At 37.5% G+C, this 15,873-nt stretch carries 19 protein-coding genes; 15 read left to right on the forward strand and 4 right to left on the reverse strand.

What is annotated here, in order from left to right; genetic code table 11:
- A partial coding sequence (locus tag ACYQ73_RS19225; protein WP_460013232.1) for an IS3 family transposase occupies positions 1-109 on the forward strand: 109 nt, incomplete at its 5' end.
- Between the two features lie 67 nt (positions 110-176).
- Here the strand turns inward: ACYQ73_RS19225 and ACYQ73_RS19230 are convergent.
- On the reverse strand, positions 177-668 hold the full coding sequence (locus ACYQ73_RS19230; RefSeq protein ID WP_460013934.1) for an SRPBCC family protein: 492 nt from the start codon (positions 666-668) through the stop codon (positions 177-179).
- 134 nt (positions 669-802) lie between these two features.
- On the opposite strand from ACYQ73_RS19230, the gene ACYQ73_RS19235 reads away from it, so the two are divergent.
- Positions 803-1,162: a YybH family protein gene (locus tag ACYQ73_RS19235; RefSeq protein ID WP_460013935.1), complete on the forward strand. Its 360-nt coding sequence runs from the start codon at positions 803-805 to the stop codon at positions 1,160-1,162.
- On the opposite strand, the gene ACYQ73_RS19240 is transcribed toward ACYQ73_RS19235, so the two are convergent.
- Positions 1,159-1,953 carry a sulfite exporter TauE/SafE family protein gene (locus ACYQ73_RS19240; RefSeq protein WP_460013936.1) on the reverse strand — a complete coding sequence of 265 codons (795 nt, stop codon included), beginning with the start codon at positions 1,951-1,953 and terminating at the stop codon, positions 1,159-1,161. The two genes, ACYQ73_RS19235 and ACYQ73_RS19240, sit on opposite strands and share 4 nt — an antisense overlap.
- A gap of 258 nt (positions 1,954-2,211) precedes the next feature.
- On the opposite strand from ACYQ73_RS19240, the gene ACYQ73_RS19245 reads away from it, so the two are divergent.
- The 12 genes from ACYQ73_RS19245 to ACYQ73_RS19300 all read left to right on the forward strand — a co-directional run bounded on the left by ACYQ73_RS19245 (position 2,212) and on the right by ACYQ73_RS19300 (position 12,380).
- Positions 2,212-3,024 carry an alpha/beta fold hydrolase gene (locus ACYQ73_RS19245; RefSeq protein ID WP_460013937.1) on the forward strand — a complete coding sequence of 271 codons (813 nt, stop codon included), beginning with the start codon at positions 2,212-2,214 and terminating at the stop codon, positions 3,022-3,024.
- A 101-nt stretch (positions 3,025-3,125) separates the two neighbouring features.
- Complete coding sequence (locus ACYQ73_RS19250; protein ID WP_460013938.1) at positions 3,126-3,635, forward strand: nucleotidyltransferase family protein; 510 nt, start codon at positions 3,126-3,128, stop codon at positions 3,633-3,635.
- Between the two features lie 23 nt (positions 3,636-3,658).
- Positions 3,659-4,141, forward strand: coding sequence for a DinB family protein (locus tag ACYQ73_RS19255; protein WP_460013939.1), 483 nt, complete (start codon positions 3,659-3,661; stop codon positions 4,139-4,141).
- Positions 4,123-4,953 carry an AraC family transcriptional regulator gene (locus tag ACYQ73_RS19260; protein ID WP_460013940.1) on the forward strand — a complete coding sequence of 277 codons (831 nt, stop codon included), beginning with the start codon at positions 4,123-4,125 and terminating at the stop codon, positions 4,951-4,953. The genes ACYQ73_RS19255 and ACYQ73_RS19260 overlap by 19 nt, the downstream gene beginning before the upstream one ends.
- 295 nt (positions 4,954-5,248) lie before the next feature.
- Positions 5,249-6,232, forward strand: coding sequence for an ABC transporter substrate-binding protein (locus ACYQ73_RS19265; protein ID WP_460013941.1), 984 nt, complete (start codon positions 5,249-5,251; stop codon positions 6,230-6,232).
- 454 nt (positions 6,233-6,686) lie between these two features.
- Positions 6,687-7,694: a FecCD family ABC transporter permease gene (locus ACYQ73_RS19270; protein ID WP_460013942.1), complete on the forward strand. Its 1,008-nt coding sequence runs from the start codon at positions 6,687-6,689 to the stop codon at positions 7,692-7,694.
- Positions 7,695-7,716: 22 nt separating this feature from the next.
- A complete protein-coding gene (locus ACYQ73_RS19275) occupies positions 7,717-8,718 on the forward strand; it encodes a FecCD family ABC transporter permease (protein WP_460014092.1) in 1,002 nt (333 codons plus the stop codon).
- Between the two features lie 29 nt (positions 8,719-8,747).
- Positions 8,748-9,530, forward strand: coding sequence for an ABC transporter ATP-binding protein (locus ACYQ73_RS19280; RefSeq protein WP_460014093.1), 783 nt, complete (start codon positions 8,748-8,750; stop codon positions 9,528-9,530).
- Complete coding sequence (locus tag ACYQ73_RS19285; protein ID WP_460013943.1) at positions 9,527-10,306, forward strand: alpha/beta hydrolase; 780 nt, start codon at positions 9,527-9,529, stop codon at positions 10,304-10,306. The genes ACYQ73_RS19280 and ACYQ73_RS19285 overlap by 4 nt, the downstream gene beginning before the upstream one ends.
- Positions 10,307-10,516: 210 nt before the next feature.
- Entirely contained in the window at positions 10,517-11,143 is a 627-nt protein-coding gene (locus ACYQ73_RS19290; RefSeq protein WP_460014094.1) for a hypothetical protein, read from the forward strand.
- 92 nt (positions 11,144-11,235) lie between these two features.
- Positions 11,236-11,718, forward strand: a complete 483-nt coding sequence (locus tag ACYQ73_RS19295) for a hypothetical protein (protein ID WP_460013944.1) — start codon at positions 11,236-11,238, stop codon at positions 11,716-11,718.
- Between the two features lie 149 nt (positions 11,719-11,867).
- Entirely contained in the window at positions 11,868-12,380 is a 513-nt protein-coding gene (locus ACYQ73_RS19300; protein ID WP_460013945.1) for a YfiT family bacillithiol transferase, read from the forward strand.
- Positions 12,381-12,532: 152 nt separating this feature from the next.
- Here ACYQ73_RS19300 and ACYQ73_RS19305 read toward each other — a convergent pair whose 3' ends face one another.
- Positions 12,533-13,138, reverse strand: a complete 606-nt coding sequence (locus ACYQ73_RS19305; protein ID WP_460013946.1) for an exosporium glycoprotein BclB-related protein — start codon at positions 13,136-13,138, stop codon at positions 12,533-12,535.
- A gap of 262 nt (positions 13,139-13,400) precedes the next feature.
- Positions 13,401-14,735 (reverse strand): hypothetical protein, encoded by a 1,335-nt coding sequence (locus tag ACYQ73_RS19310; RefSeq protein ID WP_460013947.1) that lies wholly within the window; start codon positions 14,733-14,735, stop codon positions 13,401-13,403.
- Between the two features lie 403 nt (positions 14,736-15,138).
- Here ACYQ73_RS19310 and ACYQ73_RS19315 point away from each other — a divergent pair, with 403 nt between their 5' ends.
- Positions 15,139-15,777 (forward strand): BMQ_0737 family morphogenetic spore coat protein, encoded by a 639-nt coding sequence (locus ACYQ73_RS19315; RefSeq protein WP_460013948.1) that lies wholly within the window; start codon positions 15,139-15,141, stop codon positions 15,775-15,777.
- Positions 15,778-15,873 lie beyond the last annotated feature (96 nt).

Below are 15,873 nucleotides of genomic sequence, written 5' to 3' on the forward strand. Positions count from 1 at the left end.
TAAAATAGAATTAGAAAAATATATCAATTACTATAATACGAAACGGATTAAGGCAAAATTAAAAACGAGTCCGGTGCAATACCGAACTCGTTTTACCCAAGCTGCCTAATGAAATAACTGTGTCTAATCTAACTTTTAGGGGTCACTTCACTCTAGGAGTTTTATTCGTGATATGCTTAAATCTTCTCAACGTCATCCACAAGCTGCGCATACTCTGCAAACCTTTTTTGCCATTCTTCCATTGGAAATTCCTCATGTACAGTTCCGTTTAATAAATCCGAAAGTAAGTCTAAGCATATATGCCAACCGGCTAAATCTTTAGGTGTATGGTCAGTTAGCTCACCAATCGTTTCAAGTAATACTAATATGGACCCACTGCTGGTAGGGGAGAGTTCAAATCTTACTGTATCTTTTCCCCAATCAAATTCGAGTACTTCCTTCTCAGCATAGTCTGTAATTGCTATTTCCTTATAAGCATTTGTTCCATCATTCATATTAAAGTGGATCTTACCGTTCTTTCGAAGATCAATGATTTCTAAATTATTCATCCATTTTTGAAGCTTTTCATTCTTCGTTAATACTGCCCAAACAGCATCAACTGAATGTGACAGTGGTCGATTAAATTTTACGACATAGTTATATTGTTGTTTTTGAATAGTAGCGAGCATGGATACCCTCCTTGTTTTCTTTACCTCATCATAAACTGTTTGAAATAGTCTTGTCACACCTTCTGCTATTTCATTCTTTTTGTTTCTAAGTAGTAGAATTCCAATTAATATTAGTTAAAAAAGGAGATATTACCATGCCATATCAACAAGCTTTAGAAAACTATATTGCAGCGACAAATTCCCATGATTTTAATAACGTAAAAGAAGTTTTGCATCCGCAAGCAGTGTATTGGTTTTCGGATAAAACATGCGTGACCATAGAAGAAATAGGAGCTTATTTCAATAATGCATGGGATTTGATAAAGGAAGAAGTTTATTCGGCTACCGATGTCCAGTGGCTTACGGTTGATGAACAATCAGCTACCTGTATTTATACATACCATTATGAAGGCTGTCATAACGGAAAATTTGTATCAGGTAGCGGAAGAGCAACGAATATTTTTACTGTCCTAAACAATGAATGGAAGTTAATTCATGAACATTTAAGTAGTTAAATTATTTTTATTGCAACTTGAATAAGTAGTAATAAAATGATGATTATTAGTAGTATTTTAGCTATTTTTATCGGAATTTTCGGTAGAATTAAAAGGCCGAGCTGAGAGCCGATAATGGAGCCTATTGCCATTGCCATTGCATAAGGCCATTGAATAAAACCAGTTTGGTAAAATACTATAAATGCTCCTGTGCAGCTCCCGAAAATAAGTACGCGTGTGAGCTGTACAGCTTTTATGTAGGAGTAATGATAGCGTAAAAAATGCAGTATGCTGAAGGTTGAAGAACCAGGTCCAAAGCCCCCATCATAAGCCGCGATTAAAAATGGCTGCCATAATTTATTGCCGTGTTTAGTGTCATTTTCTTCTGAGCTAACAGTCCATTCTTTATTTTTCAACGTTATAAATAGGGCGAAGATAAGTAGAATACATGCAATAATATTCATTGTTTTTTCCGAGATGGATACTGTTAGGAGTGCTCCACAAACGCCTCCGACAATTGCTACAGCAACATATTTCATAATAGCTGCTAGTCGAAGCTCTTTATGATAAAGAAGATAAAAGATGCTTGACAACGCTGCAATGCCCGATGAAAATTTATTCGTAGCAATGCCTGTTTGAATAGGTATGCCAACAAGCATCATAGCGGGGATTGTAATTAACCCAGCACCTCCAGCAAGGGTACCGATAAAAGCAGCAATAATTCCGATACCGACGAGCGTCAGTGAAAGCTTTGTATAAAAAAGTCCTATTGCAATGGCAACGGTCACAATGAAAATAAAAGATTTTTTCATAAGCGGCTCCTTTAATGTTGTTAGTTTAAGGGTAATGGTAAACAATTTATAAATCTAATATATTATTTTTCGTTTTGTATAAATGATATTTAAATAAAATTAATTTTTCCTCTTTCACTATAAATACTTCTTGAAATAAAGTCCCCTTAAAGCTCCAATCTCTCCTAATTGGCCCTGCTTAGCCCCTATGAAATTGAATTGTAAATAGTTATTATTGTAAGTAATGGAAGTGATTATTTACCGAAGGGGATGGTAGCAATGAAGCAAAACATATATCAATGGGACGACTCACAAAATACAACGTTAATCTTTTTACATGGACTAGGGAGTTCGGGCTTAGCATTTGGAGAACTAGCAAAACATTTACCAGAGTATCATATCGTATCCTTTGATTTACCAGGACACGGCTATGCAAAAGCCTTGGAAGAAGAAAAGGCTTATTTTCCTTCCAATTTGATTGTAGGAATAGAAGAAATAATAAATCAGCAGTTAGGTAATACACCTCATTATTTAATTGGTCATTCTTTTGGAGCTGATTTGTCATTGCATTATGCCGCAAAATACCCAAATCGATTAAAGGGAATAATTTTGTTAGATGGCGGTTATTTGTCATCGCAAGATTTAGGCATGACATTAGAAAACGAATTACAAGGTATAGAGAAATTTTGCGATGAAGTAAGATTCTCATCTTGGGATGTATTTTTTGAATCAGAAAAAGAAGAGCTTTCACGATGGTCAGAAGAGCTTAAAGAAGCATCAAGGGCTCAAGTTAAGGAACAGGATGGCGAAATTAGACTTACGATATCTACTTTCACAGGGCAATCCATCATAAAAGGTATTGATGCGGAACCAGTCACAGATATAGTAGAACAGGTGCAATGCCCGGCTCTCTTGATCCACGCAACAAAACCAAGCGAATTAGAATCTACTAGAAAGAAGAGTATTCAAATTTTGCAAACTAAAATTAAGAACTTAGATATTGAACCAATCGCTGATGCAGGTCATGATATTTTTCGTGAAGCACCTAAGGATGTTGCTAGAAAAATAAGAACATGGGTTGAGAATCATTAATAAGGAAACAGCACAAGCATGGGGAATGATACATTCAGAGGTGAAAGAAACTGATAAAAACAGAAGAAGAGCTAAAAAGCTTAATTGCCGCAGATGAATGGATGATGGGTATTTTGACAACTGTAGAGAAGCTACAATTACCTGATTCATGGGTATGTGCTGGATTTATTCGTTCAAAGGTGTGGGATTATTTACATGACAAAAAATACAGAACATCATTAGCCGATATTGATGTGATATATTTTGATAAAGTAAATTCTTTAGAGAACTATGAGAAGCAATATGAACAAGAATTGAAGAAGTATTTACCGAATGAGCCTTGGTCTGTGAAAAATCAAGCGAGGATGCATGAAGTAAATAAGAGTAAACCTTATCAGTCTTCGATTGATGGAATTGCACATTTTCCAGAAATACCGACAGCTATCGGTGTAAGGCTTACTAATGGAATACTTGAAATAGCTGCACCTCATGGTATCAAGCATTTAGTTTCTGGGATTGTCGCTCCTACACCATATTTTCAAAAAGGCTCTCAACGGCATGAGGTTTTTATGAATAGAGTTCGAAACAAGCAGTGGGAATTATGTTGGCCGAAGCTACAGATTGTCTACTAAAATGAAACGAAGGAGCTAAAGACTTGTATCACGATAAACATCAAATAATCTCGCATTATGAAAGATCTATCGTGTTTGTGGAAAGTTTATCAAACATAACAGAAGAACAATGGCGCACGTCTATAGGTCCTGGAAAATGGACGGTTTCAGAGGTCATTGGACATCTTACTCCATGGGATGAATTCGTGGTAAACCAACGTCTACCGTTTCTTTTTACAGAAGAAAGCTTACCAAAAGGACCGACTGTAGAAGAGCTGAATACTAGCGCGGCAAGGAATAGTCGAGCACAAAGAAAAGAAGAGACAATAGCCAATTTTATCAATCAGAGACAGCAGCTAATTGACGCACTTTATCAAATAGTGGATAAGCAATGGCAACAGCCTTTTACAATAGGTGCTTCAGAATTAACACTTTGCGGTTATTTTGCTAGTTTAGTAGATCATGATCTGCATCATTTTTCGCAAATCCAGAATATAGGAGCTTTAAAGTGGATATCAAGCATTTAATCGATTATTATGCACATGCATCTGTAAGTTTTACGGATGTTTTTACAAATAAAATGGAGCCGGGCCAAATAGATATTGGACGAACAACAGCCCCTGGGAAGTGTGGTTTGGTTGTGCCGCTTGCTGGTAGTGCTATATTTAGCTTTAACGGTATCCCTTATGCAATGGAGCCAGGTATGGTCGTACATGCAGGATCACAAATGCCAATCGAAATTAAAGTTACTAGCGATAAGGGATGGGAGTATGCAGTTGTTCATTATCATATCCCGTCCGAAGAAATACCTCAATATCCGTTATCAGCTCAGCACTTTTTAATCAATACAGGCTATCATACGAAAATTATCGACTATGTACAGCAGTTAATAGAAAGCCAAGCAATGCCAGGTAATATGTCGATATTCAAAGCAAAAATTCTATTTATGAATCTTTTGGAAGCTATTCTTATGTCGGCAAAAGTGAAGGTTCTTGATACAGCTAGTGAACAGATGGAGCAAGCATTACAGTATATACATGAGAATTATGCTAAACAACTTTCTGTTTCAAAAATTGCTGAAGAATTTGGCGTGGAGCGTCGTAGGTTTGCCCATTTGTTCGAACAGCATACTGGGATGAATCCTAGCGTTTACTTAACGGAATATCGTATACGACGGTCGAAGGAGTTACTAAAATATGACAATTCTCCAGTAGCGGAAATAGCTGAATGTGTAGGGTATGTAGATTGCTTTTATTTTAGTCGAGTATTTAAAAAATGTACTGGAATGTCCCCGACAGCTTTTCGGAAATTAATGATGGAGGAAGCTAAATACGTATAAAAAGTTGTTTCTTGAAAAAAGAAGCAGCTTTTTTTTGTAAATCAATTATGCTGTGACATCCGCCGGAGGCTTTAACTTCTTTCATCAGGTGTTTGAACACCTGATGAAAGAAGTTAAGAATCGGCAAAAGTCCATGTGGTTGTAAAATTGTCCATTCACAATAGGTTTTCTCTTTGTTAGGATAGTAACCGTAAATGATAATGAATATCAATTAAATCAAGAAAGTCTATTGACTTATAAATGAAAATGATTATCATTATCAATATAATTAAGTTCGTTAGGAGAGAATAAATCTATGAATAAATATTTTAAAATGTGTGCACCCGCTCTATTAGCTCTATCCTTGGCTGCATGTGGTACGGATAAAGCGGAAGAGTCTAATACATCTACAAATAATACGGCAGAAACTAGTGCAACAGAAACACAAACAAATCAGGCGAAAACACAGACGATTACATACTTAGGTGAAAAATATGAACTTCCTACAGAAGTGAAAAACATTGTAGCAGCAAGTTTAGAATCTATGGAGGATGCGGCAATGCTTGGTATCAAGCCTGTTGGTGTGCTAGATATCGGTGGGAAAATTCCATCATATCTTGCTTCTGAATTAGAAGGTGCTGAGCTTGTTGGAAATAAAATGACACCGAATACTGAAGCCATTCTTAAACTTGATCCAGATGTTATTTTAGGTTCCTCAAAATACCCTGAGGAAATGGCTGAAAAGCTTAAAAAAATTCAAACAATGGTTCCATATTCACATGTCTCTACAAATTGGAAGGAGAATCTAACATTACTTGCCCAGCTTACAGGTAAAGAAGATGAGGCGAAAAAAATCATTGCTGATTATGAAGCGAAAGTTGCTGATTCTCAAGTGAAATCTAAAGAGCAATTAGCGGACAAGCAAGTTCTAGTTATTCGGGTACGTGGTGGCATAATGTATATCTATCCAGCAGGCGTTTACTTAAACCCTGTTCTATATGAAGATTTAGGGGCTCCAATACCAGAGGTTTTAAAAACAGCAAAGGCACAGACCGAACTATCGCTTGAAACATTAGCAGAGGTTAATCCTGATGCTATTTTCCTTCAATTTGAGGAATCAGAAAATGCCGATGCACCAAAAGCGTTAGAAGAGCTACAAAAAAATCCGATTTTCGCAAGCTTAAAGGCATCACAAAATAAACAGGTTTTCGTGAATGCAATTGAACCTTTAGCACAGGGTGGTACTGCATGGTCTAAGGTGAAATTCTTAGATATCGCAGCTGAAAAATTACTTAAATAGTTTTTAGATAGGCTGGTAGTAGATTTGGTGGCATCACCAGGCTATTGCCAGCCTTTTATAAAATAAAGTTCAATTTCTTTCAGCGGATGCCCAAACATCCACTGAAATTGAGGAACTCAGTCTAAAAGCGCCACGTCCTGTGGCAATGACTGAGTGACCAACAACATGCTACTGGCGCTACGTTAGCACTACGCTTTCGCGCAAAAAACATTTGTTGGCCTAAAGCCTCCGGCGGATGTCGCGGAATCGGAAAGGAGTTCAATATAGGATGTTAGCCTAAAATCATCGCTTCCATGCGATAACGGCTAACTGACCTGCAACGGTAAAAATGCCACGTCCTGTGGCATTACCGAAATGACCGACCTCGTGTCGGCCCTCGTGCAGGCCTAAGGACAAAACCAATTCCGGACGCAATTATGCCGAGGCATAATTGATATAGAAAAAGGTGTGAAAGTTGAAAAAAACAAACATGTTGGCATTTACGATAGTAGCAGCTTCTCCATTTCTAATTGCGATTGTGGCATTAGTATCCGTTATGTACGGCACAAAAGACATTAGTGCAATAACGGTGTGGCAGGCAATTACTGCATTCGACTCTTCAAATGTGGATCACCAAATTATTCGAACAGGTCGTATACCTAGAATCGCTGCAGTTTTACTGGTGGGAGCATTTTTAGCAGTAGCTGGGGCAGTGATGCAAGGTATTACACGAAATTATTTAGCGTCCCCTTCACTAATGGGAGTTAATGATGGTTCAGCATTTGTGATTACGTTAGCAATAGTATTTTTCCCAGGGCTTCCTAATTACCAAATGATTCTACTTTCAATGCTTGGTTCAGCATTAGGGGCAGGGATTGTCTTTGGTTTTGGCTCTCTAATTCGAAATGGTCTATCACCAGTAAGGCTGGCCATTATTGGGACGGTCATTGGTACGTTTTTAAGCAGTATTGCTACAGCCATTGCGATGTATTTCCAAGTATCACAAACGGTAAGTGTTTGGTATAACACAAAGGTACATATGGTGGATATGGATATGCTCATGCTAGCTATTCCATTTGGATTAATTGGTTTAGTTCTTGCACTATTATCAGCTAAGGCTATTACAATAACTTCACTAGGCGAAGATATCGCTATTGGACTTGGACAAAAAACAAAAGCAGTGAAAATTATTAGTATGCTTGCTGTTGTTTGTTTAACAGGTACAGCAGTTGCACTCGTAGGAAAGATAGCCTTTGTAGGATTAGTCATTCCTCATATTACACGTTTCCTTGTTGGAGTCGATTACCGTTTTATCATTCCTTGTGCAGCTGTAATAGGTGCGTTTTTCTTAGCGCTCTGTGATGTACTCAGTCGCTTTGTTAATTATCCATTCGAAACTCCAATTGGCGTATTAACGGCGTTGGTTGGTGTTCCATTCTTCTTATATTTAGTTCGTAAACACGGAGGTGAACAACGTGCGTAAAAAAACCTCAAGTGTATTCGTCATGACTGCTTCCATACTCATGTTATTTATTTTTGGCGCCGGCTATCTCCATGTTACAAATGGTGTCTTTGATATGTCGGTGATGGATGTTTTAAAAACATTGCTACGCATTGAACCAAATCCAAAATTTGATCTTGTCATTTTTGAATTCCGTTTACCACGTATTGTCATTGCAGCATTAGTAGGTGTTGGCTTAGGGATGGCAGGGGTTGTGTTACAAGGTATTACGCGTAATGGCCTAGCAGACCCTGGGATTTTAGGGATCAATGCTGGTGCTGGTGCAGCAGTGGTTATATTTATGTTTTTCTTTCAATTACATCTCACATCTGCAGATATGAGTAGTTGGTTATCCATTTTGATGATGCCGATATTTGGATTCGTCGGTGGTACGATGGCAGCTTTGTTGATTTTCTCATTTGCCTTAAAAAACGGTCATTTAGATATGCAGCGGCTAATTTTAACGGGGATTGCGATTAATAGTGGCTTTGGAGCATTGTCACTGTTTTTATCATTGAAAATGAATGCTCAAGATTATGAAGCTGCCGCTGTTTGGATGGCAGGATCTATTTATAATGCAAATTGGATCTTTGTTGTGACTATGCTACCGTGGCTTATTTTATTAGGCTTTTATGTTTATCGGAAATCCTATTTGCTCGATTATTTTCAATTAGAAGAGGATAGTATTACTAGCTTAGGGATAGCGGTTGAAAAAGAGAAAATGAAGCTGTTATTGGCAAGCGTCGGTTTAGTAAGTGCCTGTGTATCGGTATCAGGTAGTATCGGTTTTATTGGATTAATGGCACCACATATTGCTAAACAGCTTGTTGGTATACAACATCGTTATATCATGCCAGTTAGTGCGTTGATAGGCGCGGGATTGCTTATATTTGCAGATTTCATAGGAAAAACAGTATTTGCGCCGTCTGAGCTGGCAGTTGGTATTGTTGTCTCGATTATTGGGATTCCGTACTTCTTATATTTACTAGTGAAATCGAAGGCATAGGAGGAAAAAGTGTGCAAACTGCATTTAGAATGGAAAATTTATCGTCTGGCTATGAGCAGGTTCGTGTGTTTGAAGGCTTGAATTTAACAATAGAAGAAGGAAAGGTTACGACCATTATAGGTCCCAATGGATGTGGAAAATCTACACTGTTAAAAACAATTGGTCGTATATTAAAGAAGCAGCAGGGCACGGTTTATTTACAGGACCAAAATATGCAAAATTTATCGACGAAGGAAATTGCGAAAAAGTTAGCTATCTTATCCCAGACGCCTATTGCCCCAGGTCAGTTAAAGGTGGAGGAGCTTATTGCTTATGGTCGTTATCCACATCGTAATAATGTTAATCGCCTAACAAAAAAAGATGAAGAAATGGTTGAATGGGCTTTAAATGTGACAAATACGATGGAGTATAGAAATCGGGAGCTTGCTCAACTTTCTGGGGGTCAACGCCAACGTGTATGGCTTGCAATGGCCTTAGCACAAGAAACAAGTATTCTGCTATTAGACGAACCGACAACTTATTTAGATATGGCGCATCAGTTAGAAGTGTTAGAAATTGTGAAAAACTTAAACGAACAGCATCGTTGTACGATTGTTATGGTATTGCACGATATTAATCACGCGGCACGATATTCCGATCATTTAATCGCAATGCGACAGGGGGATGTAATGAAAACTGGAACACCTGAGGAAATTTTATGTGCAGATGTTATGCGTAGCGTATTCAATATTAATGCACGTATTATGGAAGATCCAGTTACGAAAACACCAGTATGTTATGGCTATGATGTTATGAAGGAGACGGACAAATGATTGAGGGGAAGAACGTGAAAGCACTTGATTATGTGACGCAGCAAATTGTATCGAAGTTTACAGATTATACGTATACGGTAAATATTTATGTACCTAATGGAGAAGTACCTGAAGGAGGTTTTCCAGTTTTATACGTATTAGATGGCTCGTCTTATTTTCATCTTGTAAAGGAAGCGGTTCGCCTACAGAGCCGTAATGCACCAAAAACAGGAGTTTTACCAGCCGTTGTTGTTGGCATTGGACATGGTGCTGACATGCACGAACGCCGATTTTATGATTTTACAGGACAAGCCGAAACGTATACTTATCCTGCAAGATTTAAAGGTAAGGGTCATGAGAAACATGGAGGAGCAGAGAACTTTAGTAGATTTTTAGAGGAGGAATTAAAGCCAAGTGTTCAGGCTCAATCCCCTGTAAATATGCAACATGAAGCGCTGCTCGGGCATTCATTAGCAGGTTATTTTGTTCTTTGGCAATTATTCCATCATCAATCAAGCTTCCAACGTTATATAGCGATTAGCCCTTCTATTTGGTGGAATGAGCATGAACTATTAGGTTATGCGTCAACATTTTTAAAAGAGCTTCCATTTGCTTATGAAAAACTATTCATTGGGGTGGGAGAACTGGAAACCTTTATGGTTGATGATGCGCAACAAATCGCGAGTGAATTACAAAAAATCATGGATATCTCCTTCTATAAAGCATTGGAGGAAAATCATGCTTCAATCGTTCCAACTGTTATGAGTAGAGCAATACGTTTTGTGAACAAAAATTAATAGTAATGACCGCATTATTGTAAGGTAATGCGGTTTATTTATGCTTAAAAATGCATTGTAATGTATTTTTAGGCATAAAAGGAGTGTTGACAGATGCACATTATTTTAGCACAAGTAGAGGATGCTTCAGTAATTCATAACGTTATGCTACATGCCTTTAACTTCTTACAGCGGGTGTTCAAACATCCGCTGAAAGGAAGTTAGGGGGGACTGCTCTTGAGGAAAAAGCTTGGCTGTTTACATGCACATCATTCAAATATTGAGTATATAGAACAGGCATTTCAAACCATTGAGAACGTAGAACTGGTCCATTTTGTGGATTCAGGTCTTATACAGCAAGTATCAAAAGGGACAGACAGGTTAGTTTTTAAGGTGAAAGAGCAACTCGAATGGATGGAAAGCTGTAACATGGATGCCATCTTAATAACGTGCACTAATTATATTGCATTGTTAGAGAAAGAACAGCTGGAACTTTCTATTCCAATTATTAAAATAGATGAGCCGTTCTTTGAAACAGTATGTGAAGAAAAACAGCCTCAAATGATTCTTTTTACAAATCCTGAAACCGTAGAAGGTACGATGAATAGACTTCAGCAATATGCTTTACTACATGAAAAATCCAATAGTACTGAAGTAAAAATTATCGACAATACGTTTGAACTGATTATGCAGGGGAAAAAGGAAGCGTATAATAACGCTATTAGACAAACTCTTTATTATCTAGCGGAGGAACAACGGCATATTTCGGTTGCACAGCAATTCGAACAAGAGTCAGATTTAACGATTATTCATCCGTTAAAGTCGTTAGTTAAATTTGTGATGAGGTCTATAGAATAAAAGAATGCATATAATTTTCGGAATACTCTGTAACTATTTGTGCGAAAAATTCGTTTCATAGAAAATAGCCATAACTTATAGGGAGTGTAGTAATGGGGAGATGGGTACTTATGGTAACAGTGTTGTTATTGTTGGTAGGCTGTACAATGAATGAGAAAGAGGTTGCTCTGCCAAATGATTTACCTGATTTTGTGCAAGAAAGTGATTTTAAATCGATTGATTGGGACAAAAAGGCAGTAGAATTTGGAGACAGAGGTATTATAGGTAATGCAAATAAATCAGGTGTTATCGGAGCCAATATGCCAAGTTTAAACACTCAAAAATGGATGTGGCATCTTTGGGGAATTGAAGAAGGTCGTGATAGCAAGTTAACCATTGTCGGGTATCATAAAGAATCTAAAACAGTGCATCCTATCTTAGTAGATGGTTGGACTATAGGGCTTGGTGGACCTGTTAATGGTGCAGATGCTCATGTACCTTCAAGTGTAAAAATACCAAAACCCGGTGAATGGGCGATTTTACTGTATGTTAATGAAAGTTATTTTGATACTTTAATTTACGATATTAATGAATAGAGAGTGGATTTTTCACACAACGACCCTCGTTTTGTAAGTATAATTCTTGCAAAATGAGGGTTTTGCTTAAAAGAATTAAAGCGAATGGCATGAAAAATATAAAATTGGTAACATGAAAAGTAAGAAAATAGAAATGGAGGATAGCTATTATGACCGATTTAAGATATCCAATTGGACAATTTCAATTTCCGGAAGTAGTGACGGCACAGCAAGTAAAGGAATGGATGGAGGATATTCGTCTATTACCGAAACAACTAGCAGAGGCACTTAATGGAGCAAGTGAACAAGCATTAACAAACTCCTACCGAGAAAATAGTTGGACGGTTACGCAGCTTGTCCACCATATTGCAGATAGTCATATGAATAGCTACATCCGTTTTAAGCTAGCTTTGACAGAGGATGCTCCAACGATTAAGCCTTACGATGAGGAAGAATGGGCAAAGTTACCCGATTCCGGAATGGCTTCCTCAACATCTTATAAAATGATTGAGAGCTTACATGAACGTTGGGTTTATTTGCTAACAAGCTTAACAGCAGAGCAATTACACCGAGCATTTAATCATCCTGAATCAGGATTGATGACACTTGAAAAAGCTATAGCCCTATATGCTTGGCATGGAAAGCATCATCTTGCTCATATTCAAATGGCTTTGGCGAAATAACAACTATATTTTTAGAGCGAAAAGTAGGCGATTTCCTGATTTAAAGAAAATCGCCTACTTTACTTATTACTGTTGATTTCAAGTAATTATCGTATTATACATAGGTAATGTTACTGTATGGTAGCTTTAATCTAACTTACGAACATAATCTTTTATACAATATTAATACCTGCACTTGCGTTACCAGTAACAGTAGCAACAATCCCTGAGGAAGTAATGGAGAACACCATTAATAAACGATCACCAGCAGCTACTGGCACTGGTGTAACGTTTCTAGTACCAAATGTAATAGTGCCTATTGCTATTGTTGAGAGAGCTGGTGCTAAATCAACAAATGCTGTTGTAGGGCTGAAAACATTGCTTCCCGCAACCGCGCGGTAAATTTGTGCTCTGACTGTTGCTGTTCCTGTAAGGGTTACAGCAACTGTTGCAGATAATGATGCAGAAATAGATGTAATAGTACCATCACGTGGAACCGAAAAGGCTTCCGTTCCTGTAGCAAGTGTTAAATCTATATTTGTACCAGAAAGACTTACCCCTGGAATAGACGTACCGAATCCTACTAAACTTACTGTACCGATCGCGCCACCAAGAACTGATGTTAAAATAACAGGCACAATTCCTGACGCGAATGGGATGATGGAGCCTGTTGCTGGTGGAGTAGTAATACATGCAGCGTCTATAGCTTCAAAAGGACCAAGTGCATGACACTCATTTTGATTATTAGAGCAGCCACACATTGAATTATTCATACACATTTTTACACCCCCTTTCTTCATTATTCTATTCATCTAAGATTATAGGGGTAGGGCCATTAACTACATTGCAGTTTTTATATGTGAAAATATGGAGGCTTCTTTAGAGGCGTTTTTGTCAATGGCAAGTATTCTCTAATGAATTTGACTTTCTGCAAATTTGTTAATGGAACAGAAAAAAGTCCAATATGTATTTTCATACTTATTGGACGGTTTATCGTATAAATCTCCATTGTAACTATACACTGTACACCGCAGCTTTAAACTAGCTCCATTTTCGAAAGAAATTGAAAAATAAAGAGCCCTTCTCTTTTTTATGACCTTCTTCAGCTGATTCTTCTTTTAGCTCAGGTTGCTTGTTTATCTCTTCAATTGGTGTATGGGTTTCAGACACTTCCTCTGAAGTAGGTTCAAAAATCTCAAATTCATCACTTTTTAAAATAGGGGATTTATTTACGCCCCCTTGCTCATTAACCACTTTAGCTGCTTCAAGAATGACAGGCGCATTAACAGTATCAGCTGCTTCAAGAATGACAGGCGCATTAACAGTATCAGCTGCTTCAAGAATGACAGGCGCATTAACAGTATCAGCCGCTTCAAGAATGACAGGCGCATTAACAGTATCAGCTGCTTCAAGAATGATCGGCGCATTAACAGTATCAGCTACTTCAGGAATGGCAGGTGCATTGACGGTTTCAGCTACTTCAAGAATGGCAGGTTCATTAACCACTTCAGAAGCTTCAGAAATAGAAGGCTCATTTGTTATTACAGAGCTCATTTCATCTAAAGTGACAGTGTTATTAATTTTTTCGGGTTCTCTAAAATTAGCTAAATCTTCCGTATTAAAGTCAGTGGAATTATGGATTTCGGCATGTGGTAAAGTATTAGATTCATAAACACTAATTGGAATTTCCTGTGCGTTCGTCGCGTTTTTAAAATGGATGGTGGATTCGGTAGTGGTATTTCTAAATAAACCATTATATATTTGGCTTGGATGAGTATTTATTGATTGAAAGTATTGTTGATTAAAATGACGTTCTTCGGGTACATTTCTTTGATTTCCGTTGTGAGCAGAAGGTATACCATTGTTAACATCTAACTGCGCGTTTATTGCTTTACCTGCCAGAGTTTGTAGCATTTTATAAGATGGCTGTTTTAATGCAGTCGCCGATTGACTTGTTGTCTGTGTAATGATCGGATCCCTTTGTACACCGTTAGCAATAAATTTAGATGTGTTTTCAGTTTTAGGTGTAGTGATTGGAGCTTCAGTATTTTCAATAGCGAGTAATTTGTTTAAAACCTTTAGTATTTCTTGGTTCATTTCTTCAATTGTTTGATTCAGAGACTCAATTTGTGCCGATAGGAGTTTTATCTGCTCCTCATAGCCTCCAATCTGTGAATGTTGCTTATCATCTATTGTTTCAGTTAGCCCTTCTAAAAGTGCCATTTGCGTTTTAATCCCATCAAAATCCATTTTCATAAATAAATAATCTTCAATTGAAGTTCCTGTTTTTAATGAAGTTAACGTGTCCTTGTAGGCTTCTATTTTTTGCTTCAATTTTTCAATGTCTTGAGCGCAGTACAATTTTGAATCTTCCATTGCATTTCACCCCTTTCAGTCCATTAATATTTTATTAAAAATATTTACTTTCTGTTACAAATATACCGGTCCTTTCAAACATTTTAGTTTCTCCTTAAGAAGATGAGATGTAAGCAAAAACGATACATACTGATACTTAAGTATTTTAACTTCTTTCAGCAATTATTTTCTGTGCCGAAAGCAAAGAAGGTGGGGAGATGAATGCGGATTTAAGTTACTTTTCAGAGGGTGTTTCATCACCTGCTGAAAGAAGTTAAAGCCTCTGGCCGATTCCGGACGTAATTATGTCGAGGCATAATTGATTAATAAAAATCAGAACAAATTACTTTTTAGCCCATGCACTTTTAGTCAGAAAACATAAGATACAAACGAAAGGTAAAAAAATTATGGAGGTGTCAAAAGGATGCAAGATAATATGCCATCCCAGGCGCAGGAACAAATTTGTATAAACGTAGATAAGGTGTTTGACTGGATTGTAAAGGAAGCTACGTTTGAGTTTTCCCCTACTGGCCCAATTGCTTTTCCGGGAGTAACAGCAACTACTGATTTAACTGGTGCAGTGGTTACATGTAATGTAGTTCCAAGAGCAACTAACCCTATTGTTATTTTGAACCGTGAGAATCGTCAATTCTCCATTGATGGTGCAACGGTATGTCTTCAAAATCTGACTATTCAAAAGAACTTTACTGTTACGTTAGTTGTTACTTTACCAAATGGTACTAAGTTTACAAGCAATCCTATTACAGTTTCACGTTGTGAACAAGTTACATTATGCGCACCTAAAGGGACAGATGTAGAAATTTTATTCACAGATTTAGATTGTTTCGTGTGTTCAACAGGAACTCTAACTGCTGGAGTAGGCACAATTACGTTTACTGCATTAACAGTTACTATATCAGTTTGCCAAAGTATTCAATCTACATTCCCAGTTACTGTGGAATTCTTAGCGACTTTCTGCGAGCCAAGAGCAGAATTACCGTTCGCATGTCCAGGTGTAGTTCGCCCAGCGCAATGCCCTGCTGTATTCCCAACTGTTGGTTAATGGTACTAACACATAGAAGAAAATCATATTGTAAAGAGAGGATAATCCTCTCTTTTTTTTTATGAAAGGATTTCAGACAGTAGCTATCGCTTAAAG

The organism is Lysinibacillus sp. CTST325, assembly GCF_054665055.1.